Source organism: Tepidicaulis marinus, assembly GCF_000739695.1.
Classification (GTDB): domain Bacteria; phylum Pseudomonadota; class Alphaproteobacteria; order Parvibaculales; family Parvibaculaceae; genus Tepidicaulis; species Tepidicaulis marinus.
Window position 1 is genome coordinate 120,921 of record NZ_BBIO01000011.1, and the last position, 13,559, is coordinate 134,479.

Sequence of the window (13,559 nt, forward strand, 5' to 3'; positions counted from 1 at the left end):
TTACAGACATTATTGACACTGTCAATATACATGTATGACAAATCCCGCCCCCTCTCCGCCGCCTCAAAAACCTGCCAGAAAAGGCGCCCTGCGCCCCGCGCTTCTGGCCGCCGCCCGCACCCTGCTCGACCGGGACGGGGCGGATGCCGTGACGATCCGCGCCGTCGCGCGGGCCTGCGGCGTTTCCCATGCAGCTCCCGCCAACCATTTTGCCGACCGGCGCAGCCTGCTGACGGCGCTGGCGGCGGAGCTTTTCGCGGACCTGGCGGAGGCCATGGAAAACGCACTGGCAGGCGCGCCCCAAAACCCGGCCAATAAGGGTTCCGGCACTGCCCGGCTCACCGCCTTTGCCGAAGCGCTTGTCGCTTACGGCCTGGCTCATCCCGAGCGCTACCGGCTCTTATGGCGGCGCGATCTTCTGGACGGCGAAGACGCGGCGCTGCAGGGGACAATGGACCGGCTTTATGCGCGGCTGCTTGAGGAACTGAGCGCCCTTCCCCTTCCCGCCGGCAAGGACCCGGAAACGGCGGCGGTCGGCCTTTGGTCGCTCTGCCACGGCTATGTCTCGATGCGCCTTGACGGCAATTTCATCGCAAGGCGCGACAAGGAAAGCCGCGCCCCGCGGCACAGCGCCATGATTGCGAACTACCTCGCCGCTCTTGCGCCCCCGGCCCATCCGGCTTAGGCCAGAGACACCGGCATAATCAAAACCAAGAAAAGGGGAGCAAGATGCAGGACACGGATTTTACTGGAAAACGCATTCTGGTCGTCGGTGGCTCGAGCGGCATCGGCAATGGCATGGCCCAGGCCTTCCGCGCGCGCGGCGGCGAGGTGCATGTCTGGGGCACGCGCGCGAAAGCGGAGGATTACAAAAAAGAAGACGGCTCGGACATGACCGGCCTGCACTATCACCAGATGGATGTCTCCGATTTCGCCGCCATCGAAGCCCATGATCCGGGCTTCGACGGGCTCGACGTGCTCGTGCTTTGCCAGGGCACGGTGATTTACGGGCGCGGCGAGTTCGAGATGGAGGGCTTTCAGAAAGTCATGGATGTGAACCTCAACAGCCTGATGGCCTGCGCCATGAAGTTCCATCCCATGCTTGCAGCTTCCAAAGGCGCGCTCATTACCGTTAGTTCCACCGCCGCTTTCCATGCGACGCGCGGCAACCCGGCTTACAATGCCTCCAAGACCGGCGCCGTCGGCCTCACCCGCACGCTGGCCGAAGCCTGGGCGAAAGACGGCATCCGCGTGAACGGCATCGCCCCCGGCCTTGTGGACACGAAACTGACGAAAGTGACGACGGAAAATCCGGACCGTCTTTCCGCGTCGCTCAAAGGCATTCCCATGCGCCGTCTCGGCACGCCGGAAGATATGGCAGGGGTTGCGCTTTTCCTTGCCTCGCCCCTTGCCTCTTACGTTCTGGGGCAGACCATTCCGGTGGATGGCGGGCTTATCCTCTCTTAACAAAAAACCGGCCCCTGCAATGCGGGGGCCGGTTCCTTATCGCGCAAAATGAGCGCGCTTACTGATAGACGAAGGCGGCATCGTCGAGATCGATTTCCGGCAGCTCGTCTTTTTCCTTCCAGTAATCCTGCGTGTGCTGCCATTCAGGCTTGTCGCCGCGCTTGGGCAGAAGATGCATGCCGCGCATCAGATAACCGGGATTGAAATTCTCCGGATCGATCCAGGGTTTGAGTTCCATATCCTCATCGTCCGGGCGCAGTTGCACGCAAACCTTCTTCGCCTGCTTGTCCTTCATATGATTGAGCAGGCGGCAAACGAAATCGCCCAGAAGATCGACGCGCAATGTCCAGCTCGCGCGGAAATAGCCGAAGACCCAGACCATGTTCGGCACGCCCGTGAACATCATGCCGCGATAGGTAACGGTCTTGGAAAAATCGAGCGGCTTGCCGTCGATGGAAAAATCGATATCGCCGAGCACGGAGAGATTGAACCCCGTCGCCGTGATGATGATGTCGGCTTCCAGCTCCTCGCCCGATTTCAGGAGAATGCCTTTTTCCGTAAAGCGGTCGATCTCATCCGTGACGATCGAAGCCTTGCCTGCGGCGAGACCCTGGAAAATATCACCGTCCGGCACGAAGGCGATGCGCTGACGCCAGGGACGGTATGTCGGCGTGAAATGTTTTTCGATATCGAAATCCGGCCCGAGGAAAGCGCGCACACCTTCCAGCAATTCTTCTTTCACCGCTTCCGGCTCTTCAAAAGATCGGCGCGTGAAATCGGCCTGATCGTGCAGGATCTTGCGGCGGGTGATCTCGTGAATCCATTCCTCATCCACCTGCAATTCACGCAGCTGATCGGCCAGCTCGTTTTCATTGCGCCCCGGAATGAAATAGGTCGGCGAGCGCTGCAGCATGGTGACATGCGCGCAGTCGCCGGCAATGGCAGGCACCAATGTCGCTGCCGTGGCGCCCGAGCCGATGACGATCACCTTCTTGCCTTTGTAATCGAGATCTTCCGGCCAGGTTTGCGGGTGAACGATCTGGCCTTTGAAATCGCTCATACCTTCCCAGTCCGGCGTATAGCCTTCCGAATGGCGGTAATAGCCCTGACACATCCAAAGGAAGTTGGCGGTAAAACGCACCGGCTCGCCGGTATCCCCGCGCGTGGCTTCGATGGTCCAGACACTGTCCTTTTCCGACCAATTGGCTTTCTTGATCTTGTGATTGTAGCGAATATGGCGGTCCAGATCGTTTTCCTCGATCACCTCGCCCATATAGGTACGGATTTCTTCCGCCGTCGCGATCGGCGCGCCGGTCCAGGGCTTGAAGCGATACCCGAATGTATAAAGATCGCTGTCGGAGCGGATACCCGGATAGCGGTGCATCAGCCAGGTACCGCCGAAACTTTCCAGCCCTTCCAGAACCACAAAACTCTTGTCTGGGCACTGATGCGTCAGGTGATAGGCCGCGCCGATGCCGGAAATGCCCGCACCGACCACCAGCACATCGAAATGCTCTGCTTCGCCTGCATTCTTCGCCGCGCCGGGCCGTTCAAGTGTATCCGTTTCCGTCATCTATCGCTCTCCCTTTCAGGTTTCTTTTTATTTTCCGTGACTTGGAGGTATTGCCCATTCTCCTTGCTATCAAGGTGGGGCGCGCGCGGACATTTGAAAATGAGCTATGTCAAATTGCCAGCATAAAAGAAACGCACCCTAATTAGGGTGCGTTCCAAACCGGCCAGAGCGCTCTTGGCGGCGTTGCCGAGGCCTATTCGGCGGCCTTGTTCTCTTCCGTGCGCCCGTAAACATCGTCAAAGCGCACAATGTCGTCTTCACCCAGATAAGAGCCCGATTGCACTTCGATAATGCTGAGCGGCTCCTCGAACGGGTTTTCCAGCCGGTGCTTTGTGTTGACCGGAATGTAAGTCGATTGATTGGCCTCGAGCGTGGAGGTCGTATCGCCCACCGTGACGCGGGCCTTGCCGTTCACCACCACCCAGTGCTCGGCGCGGTGATGGTGAAGCTGGAGCGACAGCGCACCGCCCGGATAGACCATCAGATGCTTGACCTGGTGCCGGTCGCCCTGGGTCAGGCTTTCATAATAGCCCCAGGGCCGGTAAACGCGGTTATGGGCTTCGTGCTCGCTGCGCCCTTCTTCGGCAAGGCGCTGAACGATTTTCTTCACGTCCTGCACCCGGTCGCGGGCCGCTACCATGACGACATCGCCGGTTTCCACCACCACAAGATCTTCGACGCCGAGCGTTGCGACCAGCCCCTTTTCGGCGCGTACATAGGTGTTGCGGCTGTCGACATTGATGACATCGCCGAGATGCACATTGCCATCTTCGTCTTTCTCGCCGATTTCCCACAGCGCCGACCAGCTGCCGATATCGTTCCATTTCATATCGACGGGCACGACGGCGGCATGGCGGGTATGTTCCATCACCGCATAGTCGATGGAATCGGACGGGCAGGCTTCGAAGGCCGCCTTGTCGAGGCGGATGAAATCGAGATCGCGCTGGCTGACGCCGAGCGCCGCGCGCGCCTTCTCGCAAATGTCGGGGCAGAAGGTTTCCATCTCTTCCAAGATGCGGTCGGCGCGGAACATGAAGATGCCTGCATTCCAGTAATAGCCGCCATCGGCAAGATAAGAGGCCGCCGTTGCGCTGTCCGGCTTTTCGACGAAAGCCTCGACCTTATAGCCCCCTTCTTCATCGGCGCTTTCGCCCCGGCGGATATAGCCATAACCGGTTTCAGGCGCCGCCGGCACGATGCCGAACGTGACGAGATGGCCCTCGCCCGCAAGCCGCGCTCCGTGATGGACGGCGCGCCGGAAGGCATCCAGATCGCCGATGTGATGATCGGCGGGCAGCACGAGCAAAATCGCCTCGCCGCCTTCCTCCTGGCGGATGAATTCGGCGGCAACGGCGGCGGCCGGCGCCGTGTTGCGGCCCAGAGGTTCGAGAATATGCGCCATGGGCTCGATGCCCACATCCTGCATCTGCGCGGCGATGACGAAGCGGTGCTCGTCATTGGACACGATCAGCGGCGGCAGAAAGGTGTCGCCATCCGCCACCCGCAGCGCCGTTTCCTGCAACATGCCATTGGCGGAGACAAGCGGCAGCAACTGCTTGGGATAGAGCGCGCGCGATGTGGGCCACAAACGCGACCCGACCCCGCCGGACAACACGACCGGAACGATCTTACTCATGACTGCGCCCTTCCCACGCTCATCCCCCAAGGCCGGTTCGCAGGAGCCTTTGGCTACCCGGCCGATAACGCGCCGCTCGCGGCGATTTTCATATCCGCTTCTACCATTTCCGCGACCAGCTGGTCGAATGTCGTGCGGTGCACCCAGCCCAGTTCGTCGCGCGCCTTGGCCGGATTGCCGACAAGCGAATTGACCTCCGCCGGGCGGTAGAACCGGGGATCGATCTCGATCAATGCCTTGCCGGACTTCTTATCGAGGCCTTTTTCATCGAGCCCGCTCCCCGCCCATTCGATGGGTGTGCCGACCATCTCGAAGGCAAGTTCGGCAAACTCGCGCACCGAATGCTGCTCGCCCGTCGCCAGCACATAATCGCCCGGCTCTTCCTGCTGCAGCATGCGCCACATGCCGTCCACATAGTCGCGGGCATGGCCCCAGTCGCGTGTCGCGTTGATATTGCCGAGCACCAGCTTTTCTTGCTGGCCGTGGGTAATGGCAGCGGCGGCGCGCGTGATTTTGCGGCTGACGAAGCTTTCCCCCCGGAACGGGCCTTCATGATTGAAGAGAATGCCGTTGGAGGCATGAAAGCCGTAAGCCTCGCGGTAATTGGCCGTGGTCAAAAACGCGAAATGTTTGGAAATCGCATAAGGGCTGCGCGGGCGGAACGGCGTCGTCTCGCTTTGCGGCACTTCCTGCACATTGCCGAAAAGCTCGGACGTGGAGGCCTGATAGAAGCGCACATCATTGCCCATGCCCAGAAGGCGGATCGCCTCGAGAAGGCGCACGACGCCGAGCCCGTTCACATCGCTCGTATATTCGGGTTTGTCGAAGCTGATACGCACATGGCTTTGCGCTGCAAGATTGTAAACCTCGTCCGGCTTCACATCGCGCAGGACCTGAAAAAGGCTCATGCCGTCGGTCATGTCCGCATAATGCAGATGAAAATCGGCAACGCGGTCATGCGGCCCGCGGTAAAGATGGGTGATGCGCTGCGTGTTGAAGCTGGAGGTCCGCCGGCGCACCCCGTGCACCTCATACCCCTTACTCAGCAGCAAATCGGCTAGATATCCCCCGTCCTGGCCGGTGATCCCGGTGATCAGTGCAACTTTGCGTTTTGTCATATTTCTTCCTGAAGCGCCGTCCCGGCACGCGCGCCCGCTTCCCCGGCCGCAAGCCCGCGTCTAATTTACAACCCTGTCAGCCGATCGGCTGAACCGGCCCTATATATGTTTTATAGGCGAAGTTTGAAACCAGCAATCACCCCCGCCACTAGCATTAATATTGTGGAATAAAATCCTACATATACTTCTGCAAAACAACCCGCTTTGCTAGTCTCGAGGCGGTTTTTCTGTCAAGAAACCGCCACAGCCAGGTGCAATACAGCCCCGGCACGGGCGGCCGCTGAACGCTCGCCCGCCGCACGCCGTTGAGGTATAAGGCCCCAACAACAAGGAAGTCCCGCCATGGCCTCGTCCCAGAGCCCTGTTACCAAGAGCCCGGCCAAGAAAAGCCCCGCCGTCAAAACAGTCGTCTTTCCCGTTGCCGGCCTCGGTACGCGCTTTTTGCCCGCCACCAAGGCGATCCCGAAGGAAATGCTGCCCGTGGTCGACCGCCCGCTCATCCAATATGCCGTGGATGAGGCGGCGGAAGCGGGGATCGAGCATTTCGTTTTCGTCACGGGCCGGGGCAAGGCAGCCATCGAGGACCATTTCGACCGCGCCTTCGAGCTTGAAACCACGCTGGAAAACAAGGGCAAGACGGACGCGCTGAAAGAGCTTGTCGCCAGCCGCCCGCGGCCCGGCCAGATGAGCTTTACCCGCCAGCAGGAACCGCTCGGCCTTGGCCATGCGATCTGGTGCGCCAAGGACATTATCGGCGATAACCCCTTTGCCGTGGTGCTGCCGGATGAATTGATGCACGGCACGCCGGGCTGTCTTGCCCAGATGGTGGAAGCTTATAAAGAGCGCGGCGGCAATATCGTGGCGGTGCAGGAAGTGCCCCATGAGCACACCTCCCGCTACGGCGTCATCGATCCTGGCGCCGATGACGGCACCGTCTCGGAAGTGCGCGGCATGGTCGAAAAGCCGAAGCCCGATGCCGCCCCGTCCAATCTTGCCATTGTCGGGCGCTATATCCTGCAGCCCGATGTCTTCGTGCCGCTGTCGGAAGGCCGGCGCGGGGCGGGCGATGAAATTCAACTCACCGACGCCATGGCCGAGCTGATCGGCCGTCAGCCCTTCCATGCGCTGCGCTTCGGCGGACGGCGCTTCGACTGCGGCAACAAAGTCGGCTTTCTGGAAGCCAATCTGGCGCTTGCGCTGGAACGTGAGGACATGGAAGCGGATTTGCGCCAGGTTCTCACCCGCTATCAAACGAAATAATCACCCGGCCCATCCCACCCTTTCAAGGAGAACAGGTTCATGCGCGTTGCAATGATCGGCACCGGATATGTAGGCCTTGTGTCCGGCGCATGTTTTGCCGATTTCGGGCATGAAGTGGTCTGCGTCGACAAAGACGCCGCCAAAATCGAAGCGCTGGAGCGCGGCGAAATTCCGATCTATGAGCCCGGCCTCGATGTGCTGGTGAACGGCAACCGCTTTGCCGGGCGCCTTTCTTTCTCCACCGATCTTGGGCCCGCCGTGCGCGGCGCCGATGTGGTTTTTATCGCGGTTGGCACGCCGTCACGGCGCGGGGACGGCCATGCCGACCTTTCTTACGTCTTTGCCGCTGCCGAGGAAGTGGCCGATGCAATGAGCGGCTATACGCTTGTCGTCAATAAATCGACCGTGCCGGTGGGTACCGGCGACAAGGTGGAAGAACTCATTCGCGCCCGCAAACCGCAGGCCGATTTCGATGTCGCCTCCAATCCGGAATTCCTGCGCGAAGGCTCGGCGATCGAAGACTTCAAACGCCCGGACCGCGTCGTCGTCGGCACGGGCTCGGAACGCGCCAAGGAGCTGATGAACCAGCTCTACCGCCCGCTCTTTTTGAATGAAACGCCGATCCTCTTCACCGCGCGGCGCACCGCCGAGGTGATCAAATATGCGGCGAACGCCTTCCTTGCGACGAAAATCTCCTTCATCAACGAGATCGCCGATCTTTGCGAAAAGGTGGACGCGGATGTGCAAGCCGTTGCCAAGGGTATCGGCCTCGATAAACGCATCGGCGGCAAGTTTCTGCATGCAGGCCCCGGTTATGGCGGCTCCTGCTTTCCCAAAGACACGCTCGCACTTCTGCGCACCGCCGAGGAAACCGGCGCCAGCCTTTCCATCGTCGAGGCCGCGTCAAGCAGCAATGCCGAGCGCAAGAAACGCATGGCGGAAAAAATCATCGCGGCCTGCGGCGGCGATGTGAAAGGCCAGACGCTGGCTGTCTTGGGCGTCACCTTCAAACCCAATACGGACGACATGCGCGATGCCCCGAGCCTCGACATCATCCCGGCCCTGCAAAAAGCGGGCGCGCATATCCGCGCCTATGATCCGGAAGGCATGGAAGAAGCGGCCCCGCTTCTGCCCGGCACCGAGTGGATGAAGGATGAGAACGAAGCCATGAAGGGCGCCGACGCGCTCATCATTCTAACGGAATGGAACCAGTTCCGCGCGCTCGATCTTGGCCATCTGCACGAAAGCCTGCGCAAACCCGTCATCGTCGATCTGCGCAATATCTATACGCGCGAGGAAATGAAGAAGGCGGGCCTTGCCTACCATTCGGTCGGCCGCGCGCCCGTTTAAGACCTCACGCTTCGGAAAACCGGATTACAGGCCGAGTTAAAGATCCGTGCGGATGAAGACGCCGATCAGGTTCTCGTCGTAATCTTCTCCCAGATCCGTCGAATCCCGGCTCGTGAATTTGTAATTGAGCCCGAAGCGGAAATGGCGGTTCATGAGGTAGGTCCCGCCGAAGCCGAACGTATAGGTATCGTCCTCGCGCGAGGACCCGATAAAGTCTTCATTCTCATAAGAAGCATCGGCGGTAAGAATGAGATTGCGCAGCAGCTCATGATCGACCGCGGCGCCAAGCGCCGTGCGTTCATTGCCCGAGGCGCCCGCCTCGATCGTTTCTTCCAGATCGGAAAGCGCGGTAAAGCGCAGCGTCGTCAGCGGCGTTGCATACCAATTAAGGTTGGCGCCGTAAGAAACCCCGCTCACATCTTCAAGCGCGGCGGCATCATATTGCTGCTCGCGGTAGCCTACATAGACCTGCCCGTCCACAAGGCGGGTGAGTTTCAAATCCACACCGCCGCGCAGCTCATAGCCTTCCGAATCGCGTTTCGCGCCGAGCGCAGGATCGATCCGGTCATAATCGCGCTGATTGACCTCGGCCAAGGCAAAGAGGCTCGTGTCGGGCGAGACCTCATAGCCGAGCTTGAACTGGGCGAGATATGCTTCCCGGTCACGGAAGTCATTGTCGATCGTTCCCCCGCCGGTGCGCGCCACATCTTCATAATCGACATCGGCATAGCGCCCGCCAAGCGCCACGGAAAAGCGGTTGAAGCGCTGGGCAAGCTCGAAACCGGTTTCGATAATATCGTACTGGGTCGGCTCTTCGGCGGCGGCAAAGGCATCGGGCTCGCCGCGCTCTTCATGCTCGCGCCGGTAGCCCGCATCGAGCGCCAGCGTGGTGTTGCGGGTAATGTCGATCCGCCCATCCGCGCCAAGCGCCCAGTCCGTCGCGTTCTCATCGCTTTCCTGCGCATGAAAGCGCGTGTCGAGCGAGCCGCGCAGACGCAGCTGATGGCGCGACCAGGTGGAGGTCACGGTAATATCCGGCGCAACGGAGGTAATAATGTCGGACTTCTTGTTCGTCTCGCTGGCGAAGACGTTGTCGGTATAGGTTTCGCTGACCTTGACCCCGGTCTTGATCTCGAAGGCGCCGAGGCGCACCCCGTCCGGGTCATAGGCCGGGCGCAGCCGGTCGAGCACGCCGACGCCGCGCAAATCTTCCTGCCCGTAAACCGCGCCAGGCACGGCAATACACAAAAGACCAAGCGGCAATGCTTTGCGCCAATGAACCATTTCCGCCCCGACTGCTGGGTTCCCCGATTTCAACCGGTAAAGACTACCGCTAGTATGTTTACAGGGGGTTAACCATGGACTATCAGAAGATCGGCTCGCCCCCGGTAACAAGTTGGAATATAAAGGCTTTCCAAGTTTCCCGGCTGCCGGCCGCGTTTACCCGCTATCTGCCCGCTACCTGAAAGACGTAAATCTCATGGCTTCCAAGACAGTGCCCGCCCATGTGGCTTCCGCCAAACGCACCATCGAAGTGGAGATCAAGGGGCTGGAGGCGCTCGCCGCCTCGCTGAATGGAACCTTCGAGGAAGCGGTTGAAAGGCTCGCCGACCTGAAAGGCCGGCTCATCGTCACGGGCATGGGCAAGAGCGGCCATATCGGGCGGAAGATCGCCGCCACCCTCGCCTCCACCGGCACCCCGGCTCAGTTCGTCCATCCGGGCGAGGCGAGCCACGGCGATCTCGGCATGATCACCGCAGAGGACGGCATTCTGGCGCTTTCCTGGGGCGGGGAATCCGCCGAGCTGCGCGATATCCTGGCCTATGCCAAACGCTTCAATATCCCGCTCATCGCCATTACCTCGCGCGCGCAAAGCACGCTCGGGGCGGCCGCCGATGTGGTGCTGGAAATGCCCCAGGCGCAGGAAGCCTGCGCCATCGGCATGGCGCCCACCACCTCCACCACCATGCAGCTGGCGCTCGGCGATGCGCTGGCCATCGCGCTGATGGAAAAGAAAGGCTTTGCGGCGACCGATTACAAGCTCTTCCATCCGGGCGGCAAGCTCGGCGCCATGCTGCAGCATGTGCGCGATGTCATGCACAAGAGCGGTGACATTCCGCTGGTGCCCGAAGGCACGCTGATGAGCGATGCCATTATCGAGATGACGCAAAAGCGCCTCGGCTGCGTCGGCGTGACGGACAGCAGGGGCGCGCTCACGGGGCTCGTCACGGACGGCGATTTGCGCCGCCATATGGGCGAGGGCATTCTGCAGACCCCGGTCGATGCGATCATGACGAAATCGCCGAAAGTCATCGGGCCGGACATGCTGGCCGCCGAAGCGCTGAGCAAGCTCAATGAAAACAAGATCACGAGCTTCTTCGTGGTGGAAGACGGCAAGCCCGTCGGCCTCGTCCATATCCACGATTTCCTGCATATCGGCGTCGTTTAAGCGCCCTGCCCTTTTTCAGGCTCAAAGCAAAAAAGCCGGCCCCGAAGGGCCGGCTTTCTTTTGACCGGATGGGTCTGGCTTAAGTGACCTTACTGGGCCATCGCCATTTCCTGCTCTTCCTCGCTCACGCCCTCATTAAGGTCGATCACGATGGCCGAGTAGCCTTCCGCCAGCAGCGCGCCGAGACGCTGGACCGAGCGCACGAAGATCACGCGCGGCGCCGTCCCTTCCGAGCCCTCGCCCGCGGCCGGGCTGATAAGGCCGATGGCAAGACCCTGCGGCAGAACGATCTCACCCGTATCCGTCACGGTTGCGCCGGCCGGGAGAGCGAAGCCTTCCACCACGATCTGGTTGAAGTCGGCATCGCTCGAGCCCACCACCGTCTGGCCGTTCACTTTCAGCGAGCCGCTGCCGCTGGTGTTGAGGCCGGAGGGGTTGCCCGTCACGCTGCCGCCGGAAGCGTTCACCGTGAAGCTGCCGCCGCTCAGGTTCGTGTTGACCGTGCCGGCATTGATCGTGCCGCCGCTGCCGGCGCTCACACTACCGCTCACACTGTTTTGCGCGGTGATGTTGGCCGTCTGGTTCGCCGTCACGTTGGAGTTCACGTTCTGGCCCGCCAGCGTCACGTTGTTACCGGAGACGTTACCCGAAACGTTACCGCCGGAATTCACGTTGACGTTGCCGCCCGAATTGATCGGGCCGCTCACATTTCCGCCGACAGTGCTGCTCACGTTGCCGCCGGCATTCAGCGTTTCATCCGTGAAGACCTGGTTACCGGTCATCTGCGCGGTGTAGTCCCCCGCAAGCCAGACCGTTGCCGCGGAGAAGTCATCCGCGTTCACCGTCAGGCCGCCGAGCTGAACGGCCTCTGTCCCCGCATTCTGGATCGAGACGTCCCCGTTGGAGCTCTTCGCGCCCGCGCCGTTACCGGCGATCAGGTTGAGGCTCTGAGCACCATTGGCGGTGCCGAAAATATTCCCCGTGAAGGTGATATTGCCGGCCTGGGTTCCGGAGATCGTGCTGTTGAAGCTGGTCAGTGCCTGGGTCAGCGTCACCGGCCCGCCGAAGGTCAGGCTGTTGGCGTTGTAATCGGCGCCCGTCAGCGTGGTGCCCGCCGCCGTGATGGAGGTGGCGCCAAGGCGCGTCGCGCCGCCGAGCGAGCCGAAGGACGCCGTGCCGCCCGCATTGACCGTCAGCGTCTGCACGCCTGCGGTGTCAGCGTCGATTGCGCCTGCCGTAATCGTGGCCGGGCCCGTCGTCGTCAGCGTGAGATTATCGCCGAGGATGATCGGTGCGCCGAAGGTGAAGCCCGAAACGGCGGAGCTGAAGGAGCCGCCAATCATGCTGCCAGCGCCGTTCAGCGTCAGGCCTTCGACCGTGGCGTTCTGGCCGAGAATATTGACCAGATCACCTGTCGTTGCATTGCCGGCATAAGTACCCTCGGCAACCTGGACGTAACCGCCCGCGACCACGGAGTTGAAGGCGGCCTGAATGGACGGCAGTTCCTGGCGCTCATTGCCAAGACCGTTGCCATAGCCGAAATCGTCCGCGGCTGTCGCGATCGGCGTATCGTCATCGACATAGATATGGGTGCGGTTCTTGAAGCCGTACCCACGGTCGAAGACCGCCATATCGTCATTCGCCTCGCTCAGATCGAGCAGGAAGGCCTGACGGGCAGCATCCGCCGTCGATGCGTCGTCGATATTCTGCAGGTTCAGCACCACGCCCCACTCGTTGCCGAGCGGGCCTTCGGTATTGCCCGAAAGCGCAGTGATACTTGCCGGGCGCACCAGCACGCCGCCTTTCGTATTCTCGATCCGGTTGTTCGTGATCGAGGCGTCGGAATTGTTGGCGACGTTAATGCCCGAACGGATGTCGTGAATATTGTTATTCGTGATCACGATGCCCGAACGGCTGTGCGAGATGTTGATACCGATGGAGTAGCTCACACTGGCATCGTTCCAATCAACGGTCCGCCAGTCGCCGACCACCGGCCCGACAATCTCAAGACCCGTCAGGGTGATGTTGTCGGCCCGCACGTCGAAACCGTTCTGGCCGTTTGCGACGTCGATGATTGCACCGGTCTGGCCTTGGATCGTGAGACCCTGGTTGTTCAGAGTCGTCCCGCCGGCATAAGTCCCCGCAAGAATGTTGATCGTATCCCCGTCGGAAGCAGCATCCGATGCCGCCTGAACCGACATAGCGCCGCCACCCGAGGCGGTGCCGACATAGAACTGCCCATCACCGCCGGAGCCGTCCCAGCCTTCAACGGCGGAGGAGCCGGGATTGGTCACCGCAAGCGCGAAGTCAATGGCATCGCTCAGCGTGCGCTGGAACCAGGAATAGACGGTCGTACCGCCATCCGTGTTCGGGTTCGTGACCGCATGCGAGAAGCCTTCAATGGTGATGTCGTCGCCGAACTGCTGCGAAGCGGCCGTGTATTGCTGCGCATAGACGGGATTGTCTTCATTGAACGTATTCGTCGCATCGATGGAGATATTGTCGGATTTCAGATCGTAATAGGCGTTGCGCTGGTAAAGCGCGAGGCCGCCCCACACGTTCCCCGTCGTCGTGGAGTTCGTGATCGTGACATTCGCGCTGTCGGTCAGCGTAATGCCGTTCCCCCACACGGTGTTGAGCGCCGTGAAGTTATCGATGGTCGCCCCGTCCACTGCGTGAAGATCTAGCGCCGTGCGATAGGAGTCC

Annotated in this window: 10 protein-coding genes; 5 read left to right on the plus strand and 5 right to left on the minus strand. The window is 60.8% G+C overall.

Translation table 11 applies throughout. The features are described 5' to 3' along the window. Window positions 1-34 precede the first annotated feature (34 nt). A complete protein-coding gene (locus M2A_RS11250) occupies window positions 35-685 on the plus strand; it encodes a TetR/AcrR family transcriptional regulator (RefSeq protein ID WP_045447286.1) in 651 nt (216 codons plus the stop codon). 44 nt (window positions 686-729) lie between these two features. Next, entirely contained in the window at window positions 730-1,467 is a 738-nt protein-coding gene (locus M2A_RS11255) for an SDR family NAD(P)-dependent oxidoreductase (protein WP_045447289.1), read from the plus strand. A gap of 58 nt (window positions 1,468-1,525) precedes the next feature. Here the strand turns inward: M2A_RS11255 and M2A_RS11260 are convergent, their stop codons facing one another. The 3 genes from M2A_RS11260 to gmd form a co-directional block, all read right to left on the minus strand. Further along, the gene (locus M2A_RS11260) at window positions 1,526-3,040 is read right to left on the minus strand and encodes a flavin-containing monooxygenase (RefSeq protein ID WP_045447292.1); all 1,515 of its coding nucleotides are present in this window, start codon (window positions 3,038-3,040) and stop codon (window positions 1,526-1,528) included. Window positions 3,041-3,233: 193 nt separating this feature from the next. Beyond that, window positions 3,234-4,676 carry a mannose-1-phosphate guanylyltransferase/mannose-6-phosphate isomerase gene (locus tag M2A_RS11265; RefSeq protein WP_045447295.1) on the minus strand — a complete coding sequence of 481 codons (1,443 nt, stop codon included), beginning with the start codon at window positions 4,674-4,676 and terminating at the stop codon, window positions 3,234-3,236. A gap of 53 nt (window positions 4,677-4,729) precedes the next feature. Further along, window positions 4,730-5,794 (minus strand): GDP-mannose 4,6-dehydratase, encoded by a 1,065-nt coding sequence (gene gmd / locus M2A_RS11270; RefSeq protein ID WP_045447298.1) that lies wholly within the window; start codon window positions 5,792-5,794, stop codon window positions 4,730-4,732. A 342-nt stretch (window positions 5,795-6,136) separates the two neighbouring features. Here gmd and galU point away from each other — a divergent pair, with 342 nt between their 5' ends. Beyond that, window positions 6,137-7,054 carry a UTP--glucose-1-phosphate uridylyltransferase GalU gene (galU, locus tag M2A_RS11275; RefSeq protein WP_045447301.1) on the plus strand — a complete coding sequence of 306 codons (918 nt, stop codon included), beginning with the start codon at window positions 6,137-6,139 and terminating at the stop codon, window positions 7,052-7,054. A gap of 39 nt (window positions 7,055-7,093) precedes the next feature. Continuing rightward, the gene (locus tag M2A_RS11280; RefSeq protein WP_045447304.1) at window positions 7,094-8,404 is read left to right on the plus strand and encodes a UDP-glucose dehydrogenase family protein; all 1,311 of its coding nucleotides are present in this window, start codon (window positions 7,094-7,096) and stop codon (window positions 8,402-8,404) included. 36 nt (window positions 8,405-8,440) lie between these two features. Here M2A_RS11280 and M2A_RS11285 read toward each other — a convergent pair whose 3' ends face one another. Further along, complete coding sequence (locus M2A_RS11285; RefSeq protein WP_045447307.1) at window positions 8,441-9,688, minus strand: outer membrane beta-barrel protein; 1,248 nt, start codon at window positions 9,686-9,688, stop codon at window positions 8,441-8,443. 196 nt (window positions 9,689-9,884) lie between these two features. Here M2A_RS11285 and M2A_RS11290 point away from each other — a divergent pair, with 196 nt between their 5' ends. Further along, window positions 9,885-10,853, plus strand: a complete 969-nt coding sequence (locus M2A_RS11290; RefSeq protein WP_045447413.1) for a KpsF/GutQ family sugar-phosphate isomerase — start codon at window positions 9,885-9,887, stop codon at window positions 10,851-10,853. 89 nt (window positions 10,854-10,942) lie between these two features. Here M2A_RS11290 and M2A_RS11295 read toward each other — a convergent pair. Further along, on the minus strand, window positions 10,943-13,559 hold a 2,617-nt coding region (locus M2A_RS11295), incomplete at its 5' end, for a beta strand repeat-containing protein (protein WP_156101740.1).